Origin of the sequence: Nocardioides anomalus, from assembly GCF_011046535.1 — a bacterium.
GTDB classification, from domain to species: domain Bacteria; phylum Actinomycetota; class Actinomycetes; order Propionibacteriales; family Nocardioidaceae; genus Nocardioides; species Nocardioides anomalus.
Map to the genome: position 1 here is coordinate 4,635,850 of NZ_CP049257.1, position 25,196 is coordinate 4,661,045.

At 72.5% G+C, this 25,196-nt stretch carries 25 protein-coding genes; 12 read left to right on the forward strand and 13 right to left on the reverse strand.

The annotated features are described in order from the left end of the window. Positions 1 to 35 precede the first annotated feature (35 nt). Together G5V58_RS23100 and G5V58_RS23105 are read left to right on the forward strand one after the other, a co-directional pair. Positions 36 to 515 carry an SRPBCC family protein gene (locus tag G5V58_RS23100; protein WP_165237638.1) on the forward strand — a complete coding sequence of 160 codons (480 nt, stop codon included), beginning with the start codon at positions 36 to 38 and terminating at the stop codon, positions 513 to 515. A 52-nt stretch (positions 516 to 567) separates the two neighbouring features. Next, the gene (locus G5V58_RS23105) at positions 568 to 1,956 is read left to right on the forward strand and encodes a malic enzyme-like NAD(P)-binding protein (protein WP_456237794.1); all 1,389 of its coding nucleotides are present in this window, start codon (positions 568 to 570) and stop codon (positions 1,954 to 1,956) included. 37 nt (positions 1,957 to 1,993) lie between these two features. Here the strand turns inward: G5V58_RS23105 and G5V58_RS23110 are convergent, their stop codons facing one another. After that, on the reverse strand, positions 1,994 to 2,710 hold the full coding sequence (locus tag G5V58_RS23110) for a hypothetical protein (RefSeq protein WP_165237640.1): 717 nt from the start codon (positions 2,708 to 2,710) through the stop codon (positions 1,994 to 1,996). Between the two features lie 122 nt (positions 2,711 to 2,832). Further along, the gene (ppgK, locus tag G5V58_RS23115) at positions 2,833 to 3,591 is read right to left on the reverse strand and encodes a polyphosphate--glucose phosphotransferase (protein ID WP_230486885.1); all 759 of its coding nucleotides are present in this window, start codon (positions 3,589 to 3,591) and stop codon (positions 2,833 to 2,835) included. A 62-nt stretch (positions 3,592 to 3,653) separates the two neighbouring features. On the opposite strand from ppgK, the gene G5V58_RS23120 reads away from it, so the two are divergent. From G5V58_RS23120 to G5V58_RS23135, 4 genes are all read left to right on the forward strand, one after another. After that, positions 3,654 to 4,427: a maleylpyruvate isomerase family mycothiol-dependent enzyme gene (locus G5V58_RS23120; protein ID WP_165237644.1), complete on the forward strand. Its 774-nt coding sequence runs from the start codon at positions 3,654 to 3,656 to the stop codon at positions 4,425 to 4,427. Positions 4,428 to 4,439: 12 nt separating this feature from the next. After that, positions 4,440 to 5,072: a PadR family transcriptional regulator gene (locus G5V58_RS23125; protein WP_230486886.1), complete on the forward strand. Its 633-nt coding sequence runs from the start codon at positions 4,440 to 4,442 to the stop codon at positions 5,070 to 5,072. Between the two features lie 99 nt (positions 5,073 to 5,171). Next, complete coding sequence (locus tag G5V58_RS23130; RefSeq protein ID WP_165237646.1) at positions 5,172 to 6,164, forward strand: ATP-binding cassette domain-containing protein; 993 nt, start codon at positions 5,172 to 5,174, stop codon at positions 6,162 to 6,164. Continuing rightward, a complete protein-coding gene (locus G5V58_RS23135; protein WP_165237648.1) occupies positions 6,161 to 6,934 on the forward strand; it encodes an ABC transporter permease in 774 nt (257 codons plus the stop codon). The genes G5V58_RS23130 and G5V58_RS23135 overlap by 4 nt, the downstream gene beginning before the upstream one ends. Here G5V58_RS23135 and G5V58_RS23140 read toward each other — a convergent pair. The 5 genes from G5V58_RS23140 to G5V58_RS23160 all read right to left on the reverse strand — a co-directional run bounded on the left by G5V58_RS23140 (position 6,931) and on the right by G5V58_RS23160 (position 12,254). After that, the gene (locus tag G5V58_RS23140) at positions 6,931 to 7,521 is read right to left on the reverse strand and encodes a TetR/AcrR family transcriptional regulator (RefSeq protein ID WP_230486887.1); all 591 of its coding nucleotides are present in this window, start codon (positions 7,519 to 7,521) and stop codon (positions 6,931 to 6,933) included. The genes G5V58_RS23135 and G5V58_RS23140 overlap by 4 nt on opposite strands. Positions 7,522 to 7,531: 10 nt before the next feature. Further along, on the reverse strand, positions 7,532 to 8,980 hold the full coding sequence (locus G5V58_RS26785) for a fatty acid desaturase (protein ID WP_230486888.1): 1,449 nt from the start codon (positions 8,978 to 8,980) through the stop codon (positions 7,532 to 7,534). Positions 8,981 to 9,080: 100 nt separating this feature from the next. Continuing rightward, on the reverse strand, positions 9,081 to 9,956 hold the full coding sequence (locus G5V58_RS26230) for an Abi-alpha family protein (RefSeq protein ID WP_230486889.1): 876 nt from the start codon (positions 9,954 to 9,956) through the stop codon (positions 9,081 to 9,083). Further along, a complete protein-coding gene (locus tag G5V58_RS23155; protein ID WP_165237650.1) occupies positions 9,953 to 11,278 on the reverse strand; it encodes a hypothetical protein in 1,326 nt (441 codons plus the stop codon). Before G5V58_RS23155 ends, G5V58_RS26230 begins: the two co-directional genes overlap by 4 nt. Positions 11,279 to 11,375: 97 nt before the next feature. Then, on the reverse strand, positions 11,376 to 12,254 hold the full coding sequence (locus tag G5V58_RS23160; protein WP_165237652.1) for a GTP-binding protein LepA: 879 nt from the start codon (positions 12,252 to 12,254) through the stop codon (positions 11,376 to 11,378). Positions 12,255 to 12,308: 54 nt separating this feature from the next. Between G5V58_RS23160 and G5V58_RS23165 the strand changes: the two genes are divergently transcribed. Both G5V58_RS23165 and G5V58_RS23170 read left to right on the forward strand, forming a co-directional pair. After that, a complete protein-coding gene (locus tag G5V58_RS23165; RefSeq protein WP_165237654.1) occupies positions 12,309 to 13,712 on the forward strand; it encodes an MFS transporter in 1,404 nt (467 codons plus the stop codon). Between the two features lie 40 nt (positions 13,713 to 13,752). Beyond that, the gene (locus G5V58_RS23170; RefSeq protein ID WP_165237656.1) at positions 13,753 to 14,613 is read left to right on the forward strand and encodes a methylenetetrahydrofolate reductase; all 861 of its coding nucleotides are present in this window, start codon (positions 13,753 to 13,755) and stop codon (positions 14,611 to 14,613) included. Between the two features lie 3 nt (positions 14,614 to 14,616). Here the strand turns inward: G5V58_RS23170 and G5V58_RS23175 are convergent, their stop codons facing one another. Further along, a complete protein-coding gene (locus G5V58_RS23175; protein ID WP_165237658.1) occupies positions 14,617 to 15,381 on the reverse strand; it encodes an SDR family NAD(P)-dependent oxidoreductase in 765 nt (254 codons plus the stop codon). 85 nt (positions 15,382 to 15,466) lie between these two features. Between G5V58_RS23175 and G5V58_RS23180 the strand changes: the two genes are divergently transcribed. Then, the gene (locus G5V58_RS23180) at positions 15,467 to 16,315 is read left to right on the forward strand and encodes a helix-turn-helix transcriptional regulator (protein WP_165237660.1); all 849 of its coding nucleotides are present in this window, start codon (positions 15,467 to 15,469) and stop codon (positions 16,313 to 16,315) included. Here the strand turns inward: G5V58_RS23180 and G5V58_RS23185 are convergent. The 5 genes from G5V58_RS23185 to G5V58_RS23205 are packed head-to-tail and all read right to left on the reverse strand — an operon-like array spanning position 16,302 to position 21,194. Further along, a complete protein-coding gene (locus tag G5V58_RS23185; protein WP_230486890.1) occupies positions 16,302 to 16,922 on the reverse strand; it encodes a DUF1638 domain-containing protein in 621 nt (206 codons plus the stop codon). The genes G5V58_RS23180 and G5V58_RS23185 overlap by 14 nt on opposite strands. Beyond that, on the reverse strand, positions 16,915 to 18,873 hold the full coding sequence (locus G5V58_RS23190) for an ASKHA domain-containing protein (RefSeq protein ID WP_230486891.1): 1,959 nt from the start codon (positions 18,871 to 18,873) through the stop codon (positions 16,915 to 16,917). The genes G5V58_RS23185 and G5V58_RS23190 overlap by 8 nt, the downstream gene beginning before the upstream one ends. Before the next feature lie 7 nt (positions 18,874 to 18,880). After that, positions 18,881 to 19,762, reverse strand: coding sequence for a dihydropteroate synthase (locus tag G5V58_RS23195; protein ID WP_165237664.1), 882 nt, complete (start codon positions 19,760 to 19,762; stop codon positions 18,881 to 18,883). Then, positions 19,762 to 20,430, reverse strand: coding sequence for a corrinoid protein (locus G5V58_RS23200; protein WP_165237666.1), 669 nt, complete (start codon positions 20,428 to 20,430; stop codon positions 19,762 to 19,764). The genes G5V58_RS23195 and G5V58_RS23200 overlap by 1 nt, the downstream gene beginning before the upstream one ends. After that, complete coding sequence (locus tag G5V58_RS23205; protein ID WP_165237668.1) at positions 20,427 to 21,194, reverse strand: IclR family transcriptional regulator; 768 nt, start codon at positions 21,192 to 21,194, stop codon at positions 20,427 to 20,429. Before G5V58_RS23205 ends, G5V58_RS23200 begins: the two co-directional genes overlap by 4 nt. A 139-nt stretch (positions 21,195 to 21,333) precedes the next feature. Here G5V58_RS23205 and G5V58_RS23210 point away from each other — a divergent pair, with 139 nt between their 5' ends. The 3 genes from G5V58_RS23210 (at position 21,334) to G5V58_RS23220 (ending at position 25,194) form a co-directional block, all read left to right on the forward strand. Continuing rightward, entirely contained in the window at positions 21,334 to 22,773 is a 1,440-nt protein-coding gene (locus G5V58_RS23210; RefSeq protein ID WP_230486892.1) for a trimethylamine methyltransferase family protein, read from the forward strand. Positions 22,774 to 22,778: 5 nt separating this feature from the next. Further along, positions 22,779 to 23,654 (forward strand): formyltetrahydrofolate deformylase, encoded by an 876-nt coding sequence (gene purU, locus G5V58_RS23215; RefSeq protein ID WP_165237670.1) that lies wholly within the window; start codon positions 22,779 to 22,781, stop codon positions 23,652 to 23,654. A gap of 175 nt (positions 23,655 to 23,829) precedes the next feature. Further along, positions 23,830 to 25,194 carry a threonine/serine exporter family protein gene (locus G5V58_RS23220; RefSeq protein ID WP_230486893.1) on the forward strand — a complete coding sequence of 455 codons (1,365 nt, stop codon included), beginning with the start codon at positions 23,830 to 23,832 and terminating at the stop codon, positions 25,192 to 25,194. Positions 25,195 to 25,196: the final 2 nt, after the last annotated feature.

Sequence of the window (25,196 nt, forward strand, 5' to 3'; positions counted from 1 at the left end):
GGTACCCCCGGACGGGTGACGGGTACCGACCGGCCATGGCTTCCTTCTCCGCCAAGACGCACGCCGAGGCCGTCATCACCGCCTCGCCCGAGGAGGTCTGGGCGGTGCTCGTCGACCCGGACCTGATGGCGCGGTTCACGCCGTTCCTCAAGCAGATCACCGCCGACGGCGACCACTGGCGCTGGGAGATGGCCGGCATCGACGTCCTGGGCGTCAAGGTCGCGCCCGCGTTCACCGAGAAGATGGTCTTCGACGAGCCGGACCGCATCGACTTCCACCACGACCCGCCCGCGGGGAAGCAGGAGAAGGCCGGGGTCGAGGGGTGGTACTCCCTCGCGCCGGCCGACGACGGCGGCACCACCCTGGTCACCGACCTGGAGATCACCCTCGACCTACCGCTGCCCAAGGCCGCCGGTCGCGCGGTCAAGGCCACGATGCGCAAGGTCATCGACACCATGGGCGACAACTTCTCGCAGAACCTCCTGGACCACCTGGGCGCCGAGGAGCGGGCCTGAGCGGCGGGGCGGTGACTTGCCCGTACGCCGCCCGCGGGGAAGGGTTGGCGCCGTGTCCGTGACCGCGTCGTCGTACTCCATCACCATGCGGCTCCACACCGCGCCCGACCACGGCATCGTGGGGGCGGTGGCCACGGCGATCTCCGCGGCCGGGGGCGTGGTCACCGCCATCGACGTGGTCGACTCCACCCGCGACCGCCTGGTCCTCGACGTGACCTGCTCGGCCAGCGACGCCGAGCACTCCAAGCGGCTCGAGCAGGCCGTCGACGCCATCGACGGCGTGGAGGTCTACAAGGTCAGCGACCGGACCTTCCTGCTGCACATCGGCGGCAAGATCGAGGTCACCTCCAAGGTCCCGCTGCGCAACCGCGACGACCTGTCGATGGCCTACACCCCCGGCGTCGGCCGGGTGTCGATGGCCCTGGCCGAGAACCCCGACGACGTCTCGCGCCTGACCATCAAGGGCAACAGCGTCGCGGTGGTCACCGACGGCTCCGCGGTCCTGGGCCTGGGCAACATCGGCCCCGGCGCGGCGCTGCCGGTCATGGAGGGCAAGGCCGCGCTGTTCAAGCGGTTCGCCGGCATCGACGCCTGGCCGATCTGCCTGGCCAGCCAGGACACCGACGAGATCGTGCGCGCGGTCGAGATGATCGCCCCGGGCTTCGGCGGCATCAACCTCGAGGACATCGCCGCGCCCCGCTGCTTCGAGATCGAGCAGCGGCTGCGCGAGAGCCTGGACATCCCGGTCTTCCACGACGACCAGCACGGCACCGCCATCGTGGTGCTGGCCGCGCTCACCAACGCGCTGCGCGTGGTCGGCAAGAAGCTCACCGACTCCCGCGTGGTCGTCTCCGGCGCCGGCGCGGCCGGCACCGCCATCGTCACCCTCCTCATCGCCGCCGGGGTCAGCGACGTCGTGGTCGTCGACAAGGAGGGCGCGATCTGCTCCGGTGACGGCTCGCTGTCGCCGGCCCACACCGAGCTGGCCGAGGTCACCAACCCCCGCCACGTCCAGGGCAGCCTCCAGGAGTGCCTGGTCGACGCCGACGTCTTCATCGGGGTCAGCGCGCCCGGCATCCTGCAGCCGGAGTGGATCGGCACCATGGCCGAGAAGCCGGTGGTCTTCGCCCTGGCCAACCCCGACCCCGAGGTCGACCCCGCCGAGGCCGAGAAGTACGCCGCCGTGGTCGCCTCCGGCCGCTCGGACTACCCCAACCAGATCAACAACGTGCTGGCCTTCCCGGGCGTGTTCCGCGGCCTGCTCGACGCGCGCGCCCGCGACATCACCATCGACATGCTGCTGCGCGCCGCCGACGCCATCGCCCACGTGGTGCGCGACGAGGAGCTGAACCCGAACTTCATCATCCCGACCGTCTTCAACACCCAGGTGCCGAAGGCCGTCGCCGCCGCCATCCGCGGGGCGGGGACCGGCGACGCCTGAGCCCCGGTGAGGCTCGGGTTGAGGCTCGGGTTGAGGCTCACCCCGCGCGGGTGCCGCGGATCTCGGCCTCGTCGCGGAAGGTCAGCCGCTGCCACGCGGCCTTGGCGGCCTGCGGGCTCTGGGCGTAGACCGACACGACGTAGGGGAAGCGCTCGTAGGTGCCGGTGATCCGGGCCGGTCGGCTGCGGCCGTCGGTGAACACGCAGCGCCCGCCGTGCGAGCCCGGCAGCTGGTGCATGCGCTGGCGCCCGAGCCGGGCCAGCAGCCAGTCCTCGACCCGCTCGGGGTCCTGGACCTGGTCGTAGACGACGGTGACCGGCTGCCCGGCCGCGCGTTGGAAGCACTCGAAGGACGCCACGACGCGATAGCTGTCCGCGTTGCGCGGCGCCTTGTGGCAGAAGGGGCGGTCCTTCTCGAACGACGGGAAGACCCAGGCCAGGCCGCGGGCGCCCTCGGGCAGCCCGCACAGCCGCAGCGAGGTGGTGGCACGGCCGTCCCAGCAGGTGCCGCCGGCCGGGGCCGGCGGCTCGGCCGGGTCGGTGGGCGGACCGCTCTCGAGCTGCGCGGTCTCCTGCGCGCTCGGCGACGGCGAGGGGAGCGCGGAGCGGCCCGGGCCGGCGCTGCCGACGAACTCGCCCCCGTCGTCCGCGGCCAGGCCGCGGCCGTAGTGGATCACTCCGCCGAGGATCACCACCGCCAGCACGGCCAGCACCAGGGCGTCCCGCCAGCGAGCGCGCGCAGCCCCTTCCGCCATCCCCCACGAACCCCCTGCATCCCAAGAGCGGCGCGCCCCCGCACGCCGATCCGGTCATTGTGGCGCACACCGCCGACGGACCGGTCCTCGGGCACGCACCGGTCTGTACTGCCCCGGGGCAGCTACTCGGCGAGCTCCTCGACCGCGCAGAGGGCGGCGCCGACCACGCCGGCCTTGTTGAGCAGCTGGGCCGGGACGATCTCGGTCTCGAGCTTCTCGGCCACCATCGGCAAGAACTCGTCCGCCTGCTTGCTGATGCCGCCGCCGACCACGAACAGGTCGGGCGAGAACAGCATCTCCAGGGTGTTGTAGTACTTCACCAGCCGCTTGGCCCAGTGCTTGAAGCTCAGCTCGTCGCGCTCGCGGGCGCTGTTGGCTGCACGGGACTCCGCGTCGTGGCCGTCGATCTCGAGGTGGCCCAGCTCGGAGTTGGGCACGAGCACGCCGTTGTGGATGAACGCCGAGCCGATGCCGGTGCCCAGGGTGGTCACGATGACCAGGCCGGAGCGGCCCTTCGCCGCGCCGTACCTCGCCTCGGCCAGCCCGGCGGCGTCGGCGTCGTTGACCACGTGGACGTCGCGACCGGTGGCCTCGGTGAACAGCTGGTCGGCGTCGGTGCCGACCCAGGCCGGGTCGATGTTGGCCGCCGACTTCACCACGCCGTGGCGGACCACGGCGGGCACGGTCACGCCGACCGGGCCGCGCGAGTCCGGGAACCGGCTGAGCAGGTCGACGAAGACCTCGGCCACGGCCTCGGGCGTCGACGGCGAGGGGGTGCGGATCCGCTCCCGCTCGGCGGCGAACTCGCCCTGGTCGAGGTCGACCGGCGCGCCCTTGATGCCGGTGCCGCCGAAGTCGATGCCGAAGGGGAGGTCCGCCACGCCCTCCAACCTACGAGAGAAATGGCTCGCGGGCGCGCTCCGCGCGGGGTCACACTCGCCGCGTGCCGACCCAGCTGACCACCGCGCAGCACCTCGCCGGGCTCCGCGAGGCGGCGAGCGCGTTCACGACGTACGCCGACCGGGCGGGCGTGGACGCACCCGTCCCGACGTGCCCGGAGTGGACGGTGCTGGACCTGGTCGCCCACCAGGGGATGGTGCACCGCTGGGCCGCGGCGCTGGTGCGGGGCCGGCACCCCGACGACGACGAGGTCACCGGGTTCGAGGCCGCGGGCCGCGCCGCCGCCGACCCGACCGGATGGCTGGCGGAGGGGGTCGCCGATCTGGCGAGCGCCCTGGAGGCCGCGCCCGAGACCCTCGACGCGCCGGTCTTCCTGCTCGACGCCCCACGGCCCGCCGCCTTCTGGGCGCGCCGGCAGTGCCACGAGACCTCGGTCCACGCGGTGGACGCGCTCGCGGCGGCGCTGGGCCGGCCGCCCCGGGCCGACGAGGTGTGGCTCGACCCCGAGCTCGCCGGCGACGGCATCGACGAGCTGCTCGGCGGCTTCCTCACCCGGCCCCGGTCCCGGCTGCGCTGCGAGGAGGACGCGCTGCTCGTCGTACGACCCGACGACGTGACCGACTGGTGGTCGGTCGAGCTCGGCCCCCGCCCCGCGCGGACCACCCGGCACGGCGGCGCCGAGCCGCCCGAGGCGGACTGGGAGCTCACCGGCGGCGCGGTCGAGCTCTACCTCCGGCTGTGGAACCGCACCGACGCGGCCGGGAGCGAGGGCCCCGCCGACCAGTGGCGGCACCTCACGGCGGTGCGGTGGTCCTGAGAGGATCGGGCGGTGGCCGCCACCGCAACCCGCCTGCTGCTCCTGGGTGCGGTGGGCATCTTCGAGCCGGTCAACGGCTACCAGATCCGCCGCGAGCTCACGTCCTGGCAGGTCGACCGCTGGGCGCACCTCAACCCCGGCTCGATCTACGGCGGACTGACCACGCTGGCCCGGCAGGGGCACCTGGCCCGGCACGAGCTGGTCGACGGCGGTCGCGAGGTGACGGTCTACGAGCTCACCGGGTCCGGGCGGACCGAGCTCGAGCGGCTCACCACCACGGCCCTGGAGACCGTCGAGCTCTACGACCGCTCGGACTTCATGGCGGCGTTCTCGATGTACCCCTCGGTGCTGCCGGCCGACCTCGCTCGACGCAGCCTGGTGCAGCGGCGCGTCCACCTCGAGGCGACGCTGGCCGAGTTCACCGAGATCAAGATGCGCAGCGACGCGGTCCCGCCGCACGTGCTGCAGGGCGCGCTGCTCTGGTACGACGTGACCGTGGCCGAGCTGGGCTGGCTGCGCGAGGTCGTCGACGAGCTCGCCACCGGGACCCGGCCGGAGTGGGAGCCGCCGGCCGGGGACCCGGGGTGGCAGATGGCCGCCGACCGCGAGCGCTACCGCGAGATCCTCGACCGCGCCGACCGATGAGTCCGGGCCGGCCGCGGGGTCGGTCGTGCGAGCACGGATGTTGACGGGGTCTTGTTCAAGGTTGACCATGGTCAATGTTGACTACAGGCGGGAGCGCAGATGATCGAGGCACGAGGGCTCGTGCAGACCTTCCACACGGGGCAGGGGAAGGCGAAGAAGGAGGTGCACGCCGTCAAGGGCGTCGACCTCGACGTGGCCGAGGGCGAGGTCGTCGGCTTCCTCGGCCCCAACGGCGCGGGCAAGACCACGACGCTGCGGATGCTGACCACGCTGCTCAAGCCGACCGCCGGGACGGCACGGGTGGCGGGGTACGACGTGGCGACCCAGCCGGTGCAGGTGCGGCGCAGCATCGGCTACTGCTCGCAGGTCGGCTCGACGTTCTCCGGCGCCTACGCCGGGGACGAGGTCGTCGACCACGGGATGCTCTACGGGATGTCGCGCAAGGACGCGGTGGCCAAGGGTCAGGAGCTGTTCGAGAAGTTCCAGCTCGACGGTCTGTGGAAGCGGATGAACAAGTCCATGTCGGGTGGGCAGAAGCGCCGCCTGGACATCGTGATGGGGCTGATCCACTCGCCGTCACTGGTCTTCCTCGACGAGCCCACGACCGGGCTGGACCCGCAGGCCCGCGCCAACCTCTGGGAGCACATCTCCGGACTGCGCACCCAGGAGGGGGCGACGGTCTTCCTGACCACGCACTACCTCGACGAGGCCGACGCCCTGGCCGACCGGATCGTCATCATCGACCGGGGCGAGATCGTGGCCAGTGACACCGCCGACAACCTCAAGGCCAGCGTCTCCGGGGACCTCGTCGCCCTCGAGGTGGCCGCCGACGACCAGGTGGCGGTGGCCCGCGACCGGCTCGCCTCGCTCACCCACGACGTCACCGTCGACGGCCGGGTCGTCTCCGGCCGGGTGTCCCGGGCCGGCAAGGCCGTGCCCGGGCTGCTGCGCGACCTGGAGTCCTCCGGGGTCGTCCTCGACTCCATCGAGGTCATCCGCCCCACCCTCGACGACGTGTTCCTCACCCTCACCGGCCGCTCGCTGCGCGACGCCGACGAGCCCGACGCCCCCACCGCAGGAGAGTCCGCATGACCACCGTCTCGTCGTACCTGCGTGACTGCTCGGTGGTCTTCCGCCGCCAGATCCGGATGAACCTGCGCAACCCCGCCTGGGTGCTCATCGGCATCATGCAGCCGGTGCTCTACCTGGTGCTGTTCGGGCCGCTGCTCAAGCCCCTGGTCGCCCAGTTCGACACCGGCACCACCAACGCCTACACCTTCCTGGTCCCCGGCCTGCTGGTGCAACTGGGGATGTTCGGTGCCTTCTTCGCCGGCTTCTCGCTCATCGGCGAGTGGCGCGAGGGCGTCATCGAGGCCGAGCGGGTCACCCCCGCCGCGCGCTCGGCCCTGCTGGTCGGCCGGCTCTGGCGCGACCTGCTCCAGCTCCTGGTCCAGGCGCTCATCCTGGTCGCGCTGGGCTACGCCATCGGCATGCGCGGCTCGGTCGCCGGCGTCGTCCTCGGCGTGCTCATCACGCTCCTGGTCGGGGGCGCCTGCGCGGCCGCCTCGAACGCCCTGGCCATGTCCACCAAGGACGAGAACGTGATGGCCCCGGTCGTCAACGTCGTGATGATGCCGATCCTGCTGCTGTCCGGGATCCTGCTGCCGATGACCCTCGGCGCCGGCTGGCTCCAGCGGATCTCCGACTTCATGCCGTTCCGCTACATCGTCGACGCGGTCCGCGAGGTCTTCACCGGCGACTTCGGCTCCACCGACGTCATGTGGGGCACCGGCTGGGCCGTGCTGATCTTCGCCCTGGCCATGTGGTGGGGGGCGAGCGTCTTCCGCAAGGAGAACGCCTAGGGAGTCACGTCCTGGCCCCGGAGCACCCGGCCCGCGATCCAGGCGATGTCGTCGGCGGTCGCGGCCGGGGGGCCGGAGGGCTGCATGACGTGGCTGAGCACGATGCGCACCACGGTGTCGACGGCGGCCTCCAGCCGGTCGGGCGTGAGCGCCACGTCGTACGGCGCGACCCGCTCGACCAGCACGGCCTTGGCCGTGGCCAGCAGGGCGCCGGCGTGCGTGGTGAGCAGCGGCAGCAGCTCGGTGTCGGCGCCGTGGGTGGCCGAGACGACCGCGTGCAGGAGCTTGTTGTCCTGCGAGGTCTCGAGCACCGCGCGGGCGGCGGCGCGGATCGCGTCGACCAGGTCGTCGGGGTGGGCGTCGAAGGCCAGCGTGACCACGCCGAGGAAGCGGTCCAGCTCGCGCAGGATCATGGCCTCGGCCAGCCGCGGCTTGGAGCCGATCTCGTTGTAGACCGTCTGCCGGCTGACACCGACCACCTCGGCCAGGCGGGCCATGGTGACCTGGCTCCACCCGACGCCGGTGGTGAGCGTGACCGCCGCGTCCACGACGCGCTCGCGCATGGTGGTCGGCGGCGCGGTGGTCACACCCGCGACGTTACGTCCCCGCGGCCAGCGACCGGTCCAGGGGCACGAAGTCGACCTTCTCGCGCACGCCGCAGTCCGGGCAGCACCACGTGTCCGGGATGTCCGCCCACGCCGTGCCCGCCGCGAAGCCCTCGCGCTCGTCGCCGGCCACCACGTCGTAGGTGTAGCCGCAGCCCGGGCAGCGGGCGGCCAGGACCTCCTCGTCCCCGACCGGTCCCGCCGACGCCGCCGCGCCGGCCACCGCGTCGCGGTGCCCAGGCGGCGGGTACGCCGCCAGGATGCGCGCGCGCCGGTGCGGCGCGAGGTTGGCCCGGGACAGGTCGCCGTCGAAGTGGTCCAGCACGCGACGGTCCATGACGCGGCGCCAGACCGGGGGCACGGCGGCGAGCACGATCATCCCGGCATACCCGGTCGGCAGCACCGGGGACTCCTCGTAGTCGCGCAGCGTCTGGTAGCGCCGGGTCGGGTTGGCGTGGTGGTCGCTGTGCCGCTGCAGGTGGTAGAGCAGCACGTTGGTGGCGATGTTGTTGGAGTTCCACGAGTGCGTGGGGTCGACCCGCTCGTAGCGCTGCCGCTCGCCGACGCCGACCTTCTGGCGCAGCATCCCGTAGTGCTCCATGTAGTTGACGACCTCGAGCAGCGAGAAGCCGACGACCGCCTGGACGAGCAGGTACGGCGCGATGCCGACGCCGAGCCAGGCGATGAGCGCACCCCAGAGCACCGCCGACATCAGCCAGGCGTTGAGCACGTCGTTGCCGAGCCGGAACGGGTGCTGCTTCTTGCGGGCGTAGCGCCGCTTCTCCAGCCGCCACGCGCTCCTGAGCGAGCCGAGGACCGTGCGCGGCCAGAACCGGTAGAAGCTCTCGCCCACCCGGCTGCTGGCCGGGTCCTCGGGGGTCGCCACGCGGACGTGGTGGCCACGGTTGTGCTCGATGTAGAAGTGGCCGTAGAAGCTCTGGGCCAGCGCGACCTTGGACAGCCAGCGCTCGTGGCTCTCCTTCTTGTGGCCGAGCTCGTGGGCGGTGTTGATGCCGATGCCGCCGATGCTGCCGATGCTGATGGCCAGCCCGACCTTCTCCCACACCGCGAGGTCGCCGCCGACCCCGAGCGGGTCGCCGCGCGCGATGAGGTACATCGCGGAGACGAACCCGACGTACTGGATGGGCAGGAAGGCGTAGGTGATCCACCGGTAGTAGCGGTCCTGCTCGAGCGCCTCGATGACGTCGTCCGGCGGGTTGGAGCGGTCGAGCCCCGCGACGAGGTCGATGGCGGGGACGATCACCAGGATCACCACCGGACCGATCCAGAACCAGCCGCCGAAGCCGGTGGTGACCCAGCCGGCGTAGCCGATGAAGAACAGGCTGGGCACGACCAGGCCGATGAGCCAGAGGTAGCGCTTGGGGTCGTGCCACTGCTCGGTCGAGCCGGCCGGCACGGTCGTGTTGGCGATGGTGTCCACGCGTCGCTCCTCGGACTTTACAACAACGTTGAATCTGTCAAGCGGGTTGACAGAAAGGTACGAGATGTAAAGCCCGGGGTCAAGCACGGCAGACCAGAGGTCAGTCGCGCGGCGCCCCGTGCTCCGGGAGGTCGGGCAGCTCGGACGGGTCGGCCAGGCAGCTGCGGCAGAAGCCGGTGCCGAACGGCGTCAGGTGGATCGAACGGCGCACGATCTTGGCGAAGCGCACGCTGTGCACCGCGGCCAGCACGTCGGGCTGGGCCTCGAGGACCTGGTACTCCACCGGGTCCTCGACCTGCTCGGTGGAGAACCAGACCAGGCCGAGGCGGAACAGGTTGTTGAGGTACGCCGGCACCTGGTCGTCGTGGCGCACCCCGGCGCGGGCGCCGATCATGGTCAGCCCGGACGCGACCAGGGTGGAGCTGACCACGCCGACCGGTCCGCCGGTGCGCACGTCGACCGCCGGCTGCGGGCCGTCGCGCAGCAGGTGCACCAGGACCCGGCCCTCGTCGGGGGCGAGGTCGTCGAGGATCCGGGCGTACGCCGGGTGCGGCTCCTCCTCGCGCCACACGTCGCGGGAGCGCTCGAGCAGCTGCTCGCCGCGCTCGCGCAGGGTCGGCTCGCGCGTGGGCTCCGGCGGTGGGGGCGGCTCGGGGAGCACCTGGGCGAGCGTGGTCCCGGCGTCGCGCAGCGCCTGGGAGAGGGGTACGCCGCGCGCGACCGCGTCGGCCACCTCGGCCACCGCGCGGGAGGCGACCGCGACGTCGTCGGCCACCTCGTTCAGCAGCTCGGTGGCGGCCTTCGGGTCGTTGAGCGCCCGGGCCAGCAGCCGCCCGGAGCGCAGGTAGGAGCCGGCCGTCCAGGCCAGGCCGCGCGCCGTCGTACCGGCCACGATGCGGGCCAGGCCGGGCAGCTCCTCGCCGGTCGTCTCCAGCCAGCGGGCCAGCTCCCTCGCGGGGTCGCGCTCGTCGCTCACGCGCCACCCACCCCGAAGACCAGCAGGTGCAGCACGCCACCCGCGAAGCCCATGACCGCGCCGTGGGCGTAGAGCATCCACTCGTCCTCGCGGAAGGCCGAGCGCATCATCTCCACGAAGTCCGCGGGCGGGAGCTCCTGGGTGCGCCGGGCCACCAGCTCGCGCATCCGCAGGGACTGCTCGCGTCCGAAGGCAGGGTCGCGCAGCGCCAGCTCGGTGCGGCCGACGGCCTCGACCGCGATGTCGTCGCGGATCCGCTCGAAGCGCCCGGCCCCGACGGCGACGCGCACGACCGGCAGCAGCGGCCCGGCCGCGTCGTCGATGGCCGGGCGCAGCGCGCGGGTCAGCATCGCCTGGGTCAGGTCGCCGCGCGGACCGTTGAGCAGGAAGTCGCCGATCCGCTCCAGCGTGATGACGTCGTCGGCGATGTTGCGCGCGTAGACCTCGGCCGCCTCGTCCTGGCGGCGCAGGAACAGTCCCTGCACCCGCACCCCGAGCACCCGCCGCGGCTCGAGCGGCTCGAAGATCAGCCACATGCCGAGCTTGTTGGTCACCCACCCGACGACCACGCCGAGCAGCGGCAGCAGCCACCACGCGCTGAACCAGTGGTCGACCACCGCCACCGGCACGCCGAGCAGGAAGCCGAAGACGAACCCGAAGGTCACCATCAGCCGCAGCTCCCGCGCCCCCACCTCGCGGAAGATCGCGGCCACCAGCCCCGGGTGGGCCCGGAAGTGCTCGATGACCATCAGCTTCGGGTCGAGCAGCTGGTCGATGTGCTCCCCGATCTCGTCGGTGATGCGCTGCACCACCGTCGGCAGCTGGTCCTGCACCCTGCGCACGACGGCCCGGCGACCCCACGGCGGCAGGTCGCGCCACAGCCGGGGCTGCTCGCGCCGCATGATCTCGTCGATCAGCGCCGGCAGGTCGGGCTCGAAGACGTCGACGACGTGCGCCGCGATGCGCTCCGGCTCGAGCTGCTCGTAGAAGTCGCGCGGCGTCCCCACCTTGGCGATGACCTTGTCCACCGCGATGCTGCCCATCTTGGCCGCCCGCGCCGGCACGATGCCCTGCCACCCCAGCCCACCCTGCAGCAGCCCCGGGACCTCCTGCGCCTTGCGCGGCAGCGCCCGGGCCAGCGGCTTGAGCCCCGGCACGTGCACCCCGTGGAAGCGCTCGGGCGAGAACAGCATCCACAGCCCCGACCAGTTGATCAGCCAGCCCACCACGCCGGTGAAGACCGGGATGGTCAGCACGTGCAGCCACCCGCGCACGCCGTCGACGTCGGTGAAGGACCAGTCGACCTCCAGCGCCGTCACCACCGCGTCACCCCCTGTCTGCGCCCCGACCTGACAGGTGAACGCAGTACCCGCGGCGCAGGTCACGCGGGCAGGACTGGACCTGTCGCCGCGGCGACCCTCAGCGGTGCAGGTGCGGCAGGTGCGCGCGGTCGCGCGCGAGCTCGACGGCCTCCCGGAAGGCCCGGGCGACGTAGTCGGGGACCTTGAGGCCGCGGCGGCGGGCCCAGAGGAGCTCGGCCTCGACCCGGGAGATCTGGTCGGCGAAGTCGTCGGAGTCCTCGGCGATGCCGAGGGTGGCCATGACGTCGCCGAAGTCGGCCTTCTGCACCTCGTTGTTGGCGCCGACCGGGGCGAAGGAGATGCGCCGCATCAGGCGGACCAGCCAGCGCTGCCACGGGGCGAGCTCGGCCCACAGGCCGCGGGCCGAGAACTGGTAGAAGGCGTAGTGGCCGGGCTCCTGGCGCTTGATCTGCCCGATCACGGTGTCGGCGACGGCGGTCTCGCCCATCTCGACGGTGCCGCGGTGCAGCAGGTTGTAGGCCAGCACGGCCGAGCGCTCGGTGGCCATGCCGGTCAGGTAGTAGAGCATCCGGCAGACGTCCTGGAACGGCGTGAGGTGCGAGAGGGCACCGAGCACCTTGAGCTTGGCGCCGATGGAGTCGAGGTCGGCGTCGGCGGGCTCGCGGCCGAGCTCGACCTGGAGCCGGTCGAGGATGAGGCCGTGCTGGATCTCCTGGCGCTGCCAGACGGTGTAGAAGTCGCGGTCGATCTGGGGCGGGTCGGGCAGCATCGTGGTCAGCTCGAGCACGTTGCGGTCGACCTCGAGCTCGACGCGCGCCATGTAGTCGAGCACGTGGCCGAAGCGGGCCTCGAACTCGTCCGGGCGGCGCACGGTGAAGTCGACGGAGTCCAGGTCGATGGGCGGGTGGTCGTCGGCCAGCTTCGCGACGTGGTCGGTCAACCGCCGGGCGGCGGCCGGGGCGTACGCGCGTGACATCGGCAGAAGGCTACCTTTCCGGGTGTGGTGGATTCGGCGCCGGCAGCAGTGCGGATGGGTACGTCGACCGGCCGGGCGGTGGTCGCTGCCGCCGCGCTCGGCTCGGGCATCGCGTTCCTCGACGGCACGGTGGTCAACGTCGCCCTGCGCACGATCGGTGAGGACCTCGACGCGAGCCTGGCCGAGCTGCAGTGGATCACCAACGGCTACCTGCTCTCGCTGGCCAGCCTGATCCTGCTCGGCGGCTCGCTGGGCGACCGGTTCGGGCGGCGCCGGGTCTTCGTCATCGGCGTGGTGTGGTTCGCGACGGCCTCGCTGCTGTGCGGCATCGCGCCCAACCCCGAGGTGCTCATCGCCGCGCGCATCCTGCAGGGGGTCGGCGGTGCCCTGCTCACGCCGGGCAGCCTGGCCATGATCCAGGGCGCGTTCGCCAAGGAGGACCGCGCGCCGGCCATCGGCGCGTGGTCCGGGCTCACCGGCGTCTCCGGCGCGATCGGCCCCTTCCTGGGCGGCGGCCTGGTGGAGTACGCGAACTGGCGCTGGATCTTCCTCATCAACGTCCCCCTCGCGGTGCTCACCGTCTTCGTGGCGCTGCGCTACGTGCCGGAGACCCGCGACCCGCACGCCTCGTCGCACTTCGACCTGCTCGGCGCGGTCCTCGCCATCCTCGCGCTCGGCGGCACGACGTACGCCCTCATCGAGTGGGGCGGCACCGCGGCCTGGGTCGCGGTCGTCGTCGGCGTGCTCGCCGCAGTGGGGTTCCTCGTGGTCGAGGACCGCGAGCGCGAGCCGATGCTGGTGCTCAGCATCTTCCGCGACGCCACCTTCAGCGCCTCCAACGTGATGACGCTGCTGGTCTACGGCGCCCTCGGCGCGGTCAGCTTCTTCACCACCCTCCAGCTCCAGACCGTCAGCGGGTACGGCGCGCTCGCGGCCGGTGCGGCGTTCGTCCCGATGACGGTGCTGCTCCTGCTCTTCAGCGCGCGCGCCGGCCGCCTCGGCATGCGCATCGGCCCGCGCATCCCCATGACCGTCGGGCCGCTCATCACCGCGACCGGCGTCCTGCTCATGCTGCGCATCGGCACCGACGTGGACTACGTGCGCGACGTGCTGCCGGCCACGGTCGTCTTCGGCGCCGGCATGGTCCTGCTCATCGCGCCGCTGACCGCGACCGTGCTGGCCGCGGCGCCCGAGGAGCACGCCGGCGTGGCCAGCGGCGTCAACAACGCGGTGGCCCGCGCGGCGTCCCTGCTCGCGGTCGCCGCCCTCCCCGTGGCGGTGGGCCTGCACGGCGAGGAGTACGCCGACCCGGCGGCCTTCGACGACGCCTTCCGCAGCGCGCTGGTCATCTGCGCGGTCCTGGTCGCGGCCGGCGGCGTGCTCTCCTGGTTCACCATCCGGCCGCGGGTCCTGGAGGAGGCACCCGAGGCTCTCGACGGCGCCCCCGGGGAGGGCTAGGCTGCTGCTCGTCGGTGCGCATCACGGAACAGGGTGCACAATGCGCAACAAAAGCAAGGTCAACGCGGCGGCCACCGTGGCCCGGCTGCTGGAGCACGCGCGCTACGAGGTGCTGCCCACGGCGTCCATCGAGGACACCGTCCTCGAACACGTGCCGAGCACCAGCGCGGTCACCGTCACCGCCTCGCCCAGCAAGGGCCTCGAGGCCACCCTCGACCTCACCGAGCGGCTGACCAAGCACGGCTACACCGCCGTGCCCCACCTCGCCGCCCGCATGGTCCGTGACCGCGCAGAGCTCGAGGAGATCGCCGCCCGGCTGACCAGCCAGGGCATCGAGTCGGTGTTCGTGCCCGGTGGCGACGCGGACCCGCCCGGCGCCTACCCCGACGCGCTCTCGCTGCTCGAGGAGCTCAAGGTGATCGGCACGCCGTTCACCCACGTCGGCATCACCGGCTACCCCGAGTCGCACCCGACCATCAGCGATGACCTCACCATCCAGTCGATGTGGGACAAGCGGAAGTACGCCACCCACGTGGTCAGCAACCTGACCTTCGACCCCGACCTGCTCACCGACTGGGTCGCCCGGATGCGCGGGCGCGGCATCACCCTGCCCCTGCTCCTCGGCATCCCCGGGCCGGTCGACCGCACCAAGCTGCTCGGCATGGCCACCAAGATCGGCGTGGGTGAGTCGACCCGCTTCCTGATGAAGAACAAGGGCACCTTCGCCCGGCTGGCCGCCCCGGGCGGCTACACCGGCGAGCGGTTCCTGGAGAAGGTCGCGCCCGCGCTCTCGGGCCCCGAGATGCTGGTCGAGGGCCTGCACGTGTTCACCTTCAACCAGGTCGCGGCCACCATCGCCTGGCGCGACCAGCTGCTCGACGAGCTCAGCGCCAGGGCCTGAGCCTCAGGCCCCCGCGCCCCCGTCGACCTGCAGCACCGCGCCGGTCACGAAGGACGCCCGGTCGCTCAGCAGCCACAGCGCGGCCTCGGCCACCTCTGCCGGCTCGGCCTGGCGGCCCAGCGGCGTCGCGGCGACGAGCCGCTCCTGGAGACCCGGCGTCTGCCGCTGCCAGTCGGCCATCATCTCGGTGCGCGTGTTGCCCGGAGCGATGGCGTTCACCCGGATCCCGTCGGGTCCCCAGCTCACCGCGGCCGACTGGGTGAGGCTGTTCACCGCCCGCTTGAGCGCGCCGTACGCCGGGAGCGCCGGGTTGGCGCGCAGGCTGCCGACGCTGGAGGTGTTGACGATCGCCCCGGGGCGGCCGGCGGCCCGGAAGGCCGCGGCCTGGGCGCGCATCGACAGCCACAGCCCCCTCAGGTTGATCTCGTAGAGCGCGTCGAACCCGGTGACGTCGAGCGCCTCGACCGGGCCCGGCGCCTGCAGCGCGGCCCCGTTGTTGAAGGCCAGGTCGAGCCGACCGAACCGGTCCACGGCGGCCTGGACCGCCGCGGCGACGCCGCCGGGGTCGGCGAGGTCGCACACGACGTACGCCGCCTCGGCGCCGCCGGCCTGGAGGTCGTCGGTGACCGCCGCGAGCTCGGCCTCGGTCCGGGCGGCCAGCAGCACGGCGGCGCCCTCACGGGCGAAGAGCCGCGCGGCCGCCGCGCCGATGCCGCGGCCGGCGCCGGAGACGAAGGCGACCTTGTCCTGGAGCAGTGGTGTGGTCATGCCTCCACCGTGCGGGGCGTCGCCGGGCCCAGGCAGGCACAGCCGGTACCTGTCTGCGGCGGGCCGGGCGGGGCAGACTCGAGACGTGGACCAGGTCGAGCTCGGAGCGTTCCTGCGCAGCCGCCGCGAGCGGCTCACGCCCGCGGCGCTCGGGCTGCCCGACCACGCCCGGCGGCGTACGCCGGGGCTGCGGCGCGAGGAGGTGGCGCAGCTGGCGCACATCTCCACGGAGTACTACACCCGCCTCGAGCAGGCCCGGGCGCCTCGGCCCTCGCGCGAGGTGCTGGCCGCGCTGGCCCGCGCCCTCCGGCTCGACGACGCCGAGCGCGACCACCTCCACCACCTGGCGGGCACGCCGCCCGGGCCACCGAGCGCGCTGCGCCGCGACGTGCGCGACAGCGTCCTGGACCTGCTCGAGCGGCTGCCGGGCGCGGCGGCGGTGGTGACGTCGGCGGCCTTCGACGTGCTGGCGTGGAACGACCTGGCCGCCGCGCTGATGGAGGACTTCAGCGCGGTGGCGCCGCGCGAGCGCAACCTGGCCCGGCGCGCGTTCCTGCCCGAGCCCGACCGCCCGGTGCTCTACGGCGTGGACGACCTGGCGGCGTTCCGCGCCCGCGTGGTGCGCCGGCTGCGCGCGGCCACCGGCCGCTACCCCGACGACCCCGGTCTCCGCGCGCTCGTGGCCGACCTGCGCGCGGGCAGCGCGGAGTTCGAGGCGGCGTGGGCGGCGCGCGAGGTGGCGGACGAGCCGACGCTGACCAAGACCTTCGCGCACCCGGCCGTCGGACCGGTCACCGTGCGCTGCGACGTGCTCGGCGTGGCCGACCGCGACCAGCAGCTGGTCGTCCACACCGCCGCCCCGGGCTCGCGCGACGAGGAGCTGCTCCGGCTGCTCGCGGTCGTCGGCACCCAGCGGCTGCTCACACCGGGCTGAGCAGCTCCTCGAGCGCGACCTCGAGCCGGGCGTCGCCGGTCTCCACGACGGTGAGCGGCAGCCCCATCCGCGCCGCGGCCACCTCGGCCTGCGCGCGCAGCTCGGGCGTCGGGTCCTGGGCCAGCCACACGACCCGCGTGTAGTGGCGGAAGTAGTCCTCGGCCAGCTCCGGGTAGCGGTCCAGCCCCAGCTCGCGGGCCACCAGCCGGTCGAAGCCCCGGATGAGGAAGTCGGTGAACAGGTAGGTCCCGGGCTGCTCGTCCAGGAACGCCGCCAGCCGCGACTCCCCGGCGAACAGGTCGTAGCAGTGCAGCCCCGGCAGCCGCCGCAGCCCGAGGTCGGTGCACACCTCGTCGAGCGCGCCGTAGGTCCCGCAGTCGGCGTAGGCCACCGCCACCTCGTCGTACGTCGAGCGCAGCGCGACGGCGAGCTCGCGCACCTGGTCGGCGATCAGGTGGGGTGAGTTGTGCAGCAGCGGCGGCAGCGGGTGCACGGCCACCGACCAGCCGCGCCGCTCGACCACGTCGCTGACCGGCTGGGCGATCGCCCCGCAGGCGATGACGGCCGCGCGGCTTCGAGACGGGCGCAGAACGCCCTCCTCAGCCACCGTGGCTGAACGCGAGCTGCTCGACGAACCGGTCGTTGAACTCGGGGCGGTCGGAGAGCTCGACATAGGTCACCTCCTCGAGGAGGGTCTGCGCGCCGGCGCGCTCGCGCACCGACAGCAGGGCCATCTTCGCGCCCTCGCCGGCCACGTTGCCCGCGGCGACGATGCGCAGCACCGGAAGCTGCGGGACCAGGCCGATGCGCACGGCGGAGGCGGCGGACAGGTAGCTGCCGAACGAGCCGGCCAGCAGGACCTGCTGGATGTCGCGGTGCTCCAGGCCGAGCTCCTCGAGCAGCAGCGTCCAGCCGGTGGAGATGGCGGCCTTGGCGAACTGCAGCTCACGCACGTCGCGCTGGGAGAGCACGACGCTCTCCTCGGGCGAGGCGTCCACGGTCGGGCGGTGCAGGACGAAGACCCGCTCCTGGCCGATCATGGTCAGCCGGTCGGCCAGCGCGGGGGCGAGCTCCTTGGCCACGTCCTCGGGCACGAAGCGGCCCGAGGAGTCCAGCAACCCGACCTTGACAAGCTCGGCCACCGCGTCGACGAGCCCGGAGCCGCACAGGCCCTTGGGCTCCACGTCGCCGATGACGCCGAGCTCGACCGGCTGCTCGCCGCTGGCGTCGAGCTTGATGACCTCGATGGCGCCGTCGGCCGCGCGCATGCCGCAGCGGATGGCGCCGCCCTCGAACGCCGGGCCGGCGGGCGCCGCGGTGGAGACGATCCGGTCGCCGTCGCTGAGCACGATCTCGCAGTTGGTGCCCACGTCGATGAACAGCCGGGTGCGCTTGTCGCGGTCCATGCCCGAGGCGAGCATGCCGGCCACGATGTCGCCGCCGACGTAGGCGCCGAGCGCGGGGAAGAACACCGCCCGGGCCCGCGGGTGCAGCCCGAGCTGGAGGTCCTCGGCCAGCACGGTGGGCGGCAGCGGCGTGGACATGATGAACGGCGCGACGCCGAGCGGCTCGGGGTCGATGCCGAGGACGAGCGCGGTCATGGTGGCGTTGCCGGCGATGCACGCCTCGTAGACGTGGGCCGGGTCCACCTCGCCCTCGGCGCAGACCTGCGCGGCGAGCTGGGCCAGCGTCTGGCACGCCGCGGTCTGCAGCCGCTCCAGCGCGAGAGGGTCGAGCATGGTGGCGCTGATCCGGCTGATCACGTCGCCACCGAAGGGCTGCTGCTTGTTGAGCATCGACGCGACCGCGACCGGCGTACCGGTGACCAGGTCGAGCAGCGTCGCCACCACGGTGGTCGTGCCGAGGTCGAAGGCGATCGCGTAGCGCTGCTCGGTGGTGTCGCCCGGCTCGACGTCGACGAGCTCCTCGTCGACGATCACCGCGGTGACCTTGAAGTCGGCCTCGCGCAGCACCTTCGGGAGCCGGCGCAGCACGTGCAGGTCGGCGCGCGGCTCGAGGTCGGTGATCGCGGCCAGCAGCCGGTCGAGATCGGTGACCTGGTCCTCGAGCGTCGGCTCGGCCAGCTTGACGTACCGCTTCTGGACCGCGGGCCGCAGGATCACCTGGCGGCCGACGCCGACGGTCGCGGCCTTGGGGCGGGTGGTGAGCGGGGGCACCAGGACCTTGAGGTCGCTGGTCGCCTTGACCAGGCAGGCCAGGCGCCAACCCGCGTCGAGCTGGTCGGCGCTGAACGTCTTCGCGTCGTGCCGGGTGACCGGCTCGGTGCGGTCGAGCCGCACCTTGCACTTGTGGCAGGTGCCGTGCCCGCCGCAGGTGGAGTCGATCGCGATGCCGTTCCACGACGCGGAGTCGAAGACGGTGACGCCGGGTGGGACGCGCACCTTCTTCTCGGCCGTGCGGGCCGGGTCGGTGTCCTCGACCGTGAAGGCCAGCTCGACCCGGCCGGCGCCGTCGTGGGCCACCCGGTCCGTGCCGGGAGGTGTCACGAGCCCCTCCCGGCGCAGCTCCTCCGGGTCGATGTCGGGCGGTTGGGTCACGCCGGGCTCATGCGGTGGCAGCCGCCTTGGCGCGGTGGGCCGAGATCCAGGCCATGCCCCAGTCGTCGTGGTTCATGAACACGTCGGCGGCCTTGACCGCCTCGACGATCTGCGGCGTGCGGGCGTCCATGATCGCGCAGGTGAGGCCCTGGGTCATCGCCATCGGCAGCCAGGCGGCGCCGAGGGTGTGCCGGTCGGGCATGCCGAAGGACGTGTTGCTCGCACCGCACGTCATGTTGACGCCGAACTCGTCACGGATGCGCCGCATGGTCTCCATGGTGACCAGCGCGGTCGAGGTGTCTGCGCCGATGGGCATGGCCAGCGGGTCGATGACGATGTCGGCCTTGGCGATGCCGTACTCCTCGGTGGCCACCCGGATGATCTTCTCGGTCAGCACGAGGCGCTTGTCGGCCTCCATCGGGATCTCGTCCTCGTCGTTGGGCAGGGCGATGATCGCGGCGTCGTACTTCTTGACCAGCGGCAGGATCTGGGCCATCCGCTCGTCCTCGGCGGTGATCGAGTTGACCAGCGCGCGGCCCTGGTAGACCGACAGGCCGGCCTCGAGGGCCTCCACGACCGAGGAGTCGATGCAGATCGGCAGGTCGGTCAGGGTCTGCACCAGCTGGATGGCCTTGGCCAGCAGCTCGGGCTCGTCGGTGAGCGGGACGCCCATGTTGACGTCGAGGACGTCGGCGCCGCCCTCGACCTGGGCCTTGACGTCGCGCTCGATGGCCGAGAGGTCGCCGGCGCGCAGCTGCTCCTGGAAGATCTTGCGGCCGGTCGGGTTGATCCGCTCGCCGATGAGGCAGAAGCGCTGGTCGTGGCCGATCACCACCTCCTTGCCCGGGGAGCGGAGGACGGTGTGGAGAGGCTCTCCCTCGTAGGCCATCAGGCGGGGACCTTCGAGCGCTTCTGGTTGAGCAGGTCCTTGGCGCGCTTGACGCAGGCCGAGGCGTCGGCGGCGTAGCCGTCCGCGCCCACCGCGTCGGCGTACTCCTGGGTGACCGGGGCGCCGCCGACCATGACGATGACCTGGTCGCGGATGCCGGCCTTCTCCAGGGCGTTCAGGTTGGCCTTGAACATCGGCATGGTGGTGGTGAGGAACGCCGAGAAGCCGACGATGTCGGGCTGGTGCTCCTCGATGGCGGAGACGAACTTCTCCGGGGCCACCTGCACGCCGAGGTCGATCACCTCGAAGCCGGCGCCCTCGAGCATGATGTTGACGAGGTTCTTGCCGATGTCGTGGACGTCGCCCTTGACCGTGCCCATGAGGAACTTGCCCACGGTCTCGATGCCGCCCTCGACCAGCAGCGGGCGCAGCCGCTCCATGGCCCCGGCCATCGCCTTGCCGGCGATGAGCATCTCGGGGACGAAGAAGTCGCCGCGCTCGAAGCGGGCGCCGACCTCCTCCAGGGACGGGATGAGCGCGTCGAACAGGAGCGTCTGCGGCTCCATGCCGATCGACAGCCCCTCCTCGGTCAGCTCGAGCACCCGCGGGGCGTTGCCCACCAGCGTCTCGTCGTACAGACCCTGGAGCACTTCCTCGGGACTGGTCATGCGGCGCCCTCCTTGTTCATGGGTGTGGCTGTCCTGCCGTGGAGCAGCTGGTTGAGCTCCAGGGCGTGTCCTCGCAGCAGCCGGCCGAGCTCGCCGAAGCGACCCTCGAGCCGGGCAGTGGGTCCCGAGACGCCGAGGGCCGCGACCACCTGGTCGCGCTGGCCCCGGACGGGTACGGCGACACCGGAGAGCCCGACCTCGAGCTCGTCGACGGTGGTGGCCCACCCGCGCTTGCGGGTGCGGGCCAGGTCCTCGCGCAGGGCGTCGCCGACCAGGGTGGCGTCGGTGAGCCGCTCCTGCTCGCGGGGCACGGGGACGACGTCCCAGGCCAGGAAGACCTTGGCCAGGGAGTTGCAGTGGTCGGGCACGTCGACCTGGGTCCAGTCGCGGGTGCCGAGCAGGAACTGGGAGTCGACCTGGGCCACCTGCACGACGTGGTCGCCGCGCGCCATGCTCAGGTTGACGGTCTCCAGGGTCTCGGCGCCGATGGCCTCGAGCAGCGGCTGGGCCAGGCGGACCAGCTCCTCGCCGGGGTCGTGGCGCGCGGCGTACAGCCAGAAGAGGCCGCCGGCCACGTAGCTGCCGTCGTCGGTGCGCTCGAGCATCTCCGAGCGCTCCAGGGCCGCGAGCATCCGCGAGGTGGTCGACTTGGGGAGGTCGCAGGCCTCCTGGAGGTCGGCGAAGCTCAGCGGCTCGCCGGCCTGGATCACGGTGGAGACCAGGAGGGCAGCGCGGTCGAGGGCCTGGGTGCCGCTGGCGGCCATCGCTCCTCCTCTGCCCGTCGGGTGCCCGCAGGTGTTGACCTCGCGGTGCAGTGTTCCACATGATGGAACCCACGTTCCACATCATGAGGCTAGGATCCGAGCCGATCCGAGGTCAAGCGCCCGTCACAGGAGGACCCCCTTGTTCGTCAACAAGATGCCGCGCTACGAGATCCTCTCCGAGGACGCGATGGCGACCCTCGAGACGGGCTGGCGCCGGCTGATGACCGAGATCGGCGTCGAGTTCATGGACGACCGTGCGCTCGAGCTGTTCCGCCAGGCCGGGCAGAAGGTCGAGGACCACAAGGTCTTCCTCGACCCCGACTTCGTCCTCGAGCAGGTGGCCAAGGCGCCGAGCGAGTTCGACCTCCAGGCGCGCAACCCGGCCAACTCCGTGCACATCGGCGGCGACTCGATGGCCTTCGGCGCGGTCTACGGCCCGCCGTTCGTCCGCGAGGGCGACGTGCGCCGCGACGGCACCATGGAGGACTTCCGCAACTTCGCCAAGCTGGCCCAGAGCTTCTCGGTGCTCGACTCGGCCGGCGGCGTGGTCAACGAGCCGAACGACACCCCGCTCGACAGCCGCCACCTCGACATGGTCTACGCGCTGCAGACGCTGACCGACAAGCTCTACATGGGCAACGTGGTCTCCGGGACCAACGCCGCCGACACCATCAAGATGACCGAGATCCTCTTCGGCTCGCGGGAGGCGATCGAGGAGACCCCGGCGATCATCTCGCTCATCAACTGCAACAGCCCGCTGCGCTGGGACGACCGGATGCTGGAGTCGCAGTTCGAGTACTCCGCGGCCGCCCAGCCGGTCGTGCTGACGCCGTTCATCCTCATGGGCGCGATGTCGCCGGTGACCATCCCGGCCGCGCTGGTCCAGCAGATCACCGAGGCGCTCTCGGGCGTCGCGCTGTCGCAGCTGATCCGCCCGGGCGCGCCGGTGGTCTTCGGCTCGTTCCTGTCCAACATCGACATGCAGTCCGGCTCGCCGACGTTCGGCACGCCGGAGAGCGGCATCGGGCTGCTCTGCACCGGCCAGATCGCGCGCCACTTCAACCTGCCGTTCCGCACCGGCGGCGGGCTCACGTCCTCGCAGGTGCCGGACGCCCAGGCCGGCTACGAGGCGCTGATGACGATGATGCCGACGTTCCTGGCCGGCGCGAACTGGGTGATGCACTCCGCCGGCTGGCTCGAGGGCGGCCTGGTCGCGGGCTTCGAGAAGTTCGTCATCGACGCCCAGATCGTCGAGATGCTCCAGGCCGAGTTCACCCCGCTCGAGATCGACGAGGACTCGATGGCCTTCGGCGCCCACGAGGAGGTCGGCCACGGCGGCCACTTCCTCGGCGCGATGCACACCATGGAGCGGTTCCGGACCTGCTTCTACCGCCCGTTCCTCAACTCCTCGGACAACTACGAGCGGTGGATGCGCAACGGCGCCAAGGACACCGCCACGCGCGCCGGCGAGATCTACAAGAAGCGGCTGGAGGACTACGAGCAGCCGCCGCTCGACGAGGCCGTCCGCGCCGAGCTCGAGGACTACGTCAACCGCCGCCGCACCGAGCTGGGGGACTGAGGGACATGACGATCGCGAGCACCGCCGAGACCGCCGGCGACTTCGTCCTCACCCTCAGCTGCCCGGACCGGCCGGGCATCGTGCACGCGGTGAGCGGCTTCCTGCTCGAGCACGGCGGCAACATCATGGAGTCGCAGCAGTTCGACGACGTGCGCCAGAACCGCTTCTTCATGCGCATCGACTTCGAGGTCGACGGGCCGGCCTCCGCCGACACGCTGCGCGAGGAGTTCGCCGCGGTGGCCGCGACGTTCGAGATGGACTACGAGCTGTGGTCCGCGGCCGCGCCGTACCGCACGCTGATCATGGTCTCCAAGCAGCTGCACTGCCTCAACGACCTGCTGTTCCGCCAGAGCACCGGCGCCCTCAACATCGACGTGCCGGCCGTGGTCTCCAACCACCCCGACGCCGAGCCGATGGTGAAGTCCTACGGCATCCCCTTCCACCACATCCCGGTCTCGCCGGACACCAAGCAGCAGGCCGAGGGCGAGCTGATGGAGCTGGTCGACGGCCTCGGCGTCCACCTGGTCGTGCTGGCGCGCTACATGCAGATCCTCTCCGACGGCCTGTGCCGCCAGCTCGGTGGCCGCGCCATCAACATCCACCACTCGTTCCTGCCGTCGTTCAAGGGCGCGAAGCCCTACCACGCGGCCTTCGACCGCGGCGTCAAGCTGGTCGGCGCCACCGCCCACTACGTCACCGCCGACCTCGACGAGGGCCCGATCATCGAGCAGGACGTCACCCGCGTCGAGCACACGCACACGCCCGAGCAGCTGGTCGCGGCCGGGCGGGACGTGGAGGCAGCGGTGCTGTCACGGGCGGTGTCGTGGCACACCCAGAGCCGGGTGCTCCTCAACGGCAACCGGACCGTCGTCTTCCGCTGACGCGGCCCGCGGCTGCACCGCCGCCTCCACGTCCCGCCCGGCGGCGACCAGCTGCTCTGGCGTGTGCGCGTGCTCGACCCGTGACCGTCGACCGCCTGCCCAGTGGGGCTGCCCGCCAGTGCGGTCCGGTGCGGGCCGGTCGGCGCGGGAGTCCCATGCGGAAGACTGGACCGCTGTGCCGCAGGACCCAGCCGAGGAGCGCGCCGCGCAGGCGCTCGAGACCGCCGAGATCACGGCGACGCTCGACCTGGCGCTGCGCATCGGCGAGCTGCTGCTCTCGTCCGGCGCGGGCGCCAGCGACGTGAGCGCGGCGATGCAGAACGTCGCGCGGGCGTGCGGGCTGCGGGGTGGGTTCACGGCGGACGTGACGTTCACCGAGCTGACGGTGGCGCACCAGCCGGCGCCGGAGCGGCCGGCGATCGTGCAGCTGCGGCAGGTGCGCTACCGCACGGTGGACTACGGCGACCTGACGGGCGTGGACCACCTGCTGCGCGAGCTGGCCGACGGGCGGCTGGACCGGGCGGGGGCGACGGCGCGGCTCAACGCGATCACGTCGACGGGGCACAGCCGGCCGCGGTGGTCGGTGTCGGCGGCGCTGGCGGTGATGGGCGGCGGGGTGGCACTCGTGCTCGGCGGTGACGGGGTCGTGGTGCTCGTGGCCGCGCTGGCGGCGGTGCTGGTCGACGTGCTCCAGCAGCGGATGGGCCGGCGGCGGCTGCCGGCGTTCTACCAGCAGGTCGCCGGCGGGCTGCTGGCCACGCTCATCGCGGTGGCGGTCGCGGCGACACCGGCCGACGTGTCACCGAGCCTGGTCATCTCCACGAGCATCGTGCTGCTGCTGGCGGGCGTGAACTTCCTCGGCGCCATCCAGGACGCACTCACCGGCTTCCCGGTCACGGCCAACGCCCGGATGCTGGAGGCCTTCCTGGCCACGGCGGGGATCGTGGCCGGGGTGAGCGGCGGCCTCCAGGTGGCCGAGCTCGCCGGCGTCGAGCTCGGGACGGTGACGCCCGGCGCGACCTCGATCGCGGACCTGCCGGCGATGGTCGCCGGCGGCGCGCTGGCGGCGGGGGCCTACGCGTTCTCGGCGTACGCCCCCGCGCGCTCGATCGGCGCCATCGCCCTGGTCGCGGGCGCCGCCATCGCGGTGTACGCCGTCGCGCTGGAGCGCGGGGTCAGCACGGCGTGGTCGTCGGCGCTGGCCGCGGTGCTGCTCGGCTTCCTCAGCTACCCGGTCGCCGCGCGGGTGCGCATCCCCTCACTGGTCGTCGTGGCGGCCGGCATCACGCCGTTCCTGCCGGGCCTGTCGATCTACCGCGGCCTCACGCTCGTCGGCAGCGAGCCGAGCGCCGCGCTGCTGGCCATGGCCACGGCGGCGGGCATCGCGATCTCGCTCAGCTCCGGCGCGATCCTGGGGGAGTACGCCGCCCAACCCGTACGCCGGGAGGCCCACCGCCTCGAGAACCGGCTGGCCAACCCGCGGCTGGTGGGCCCGCACCGCGTGCACCGTCCCCGCGTGCGTCGGCGCCGGCAGGGCTAGCC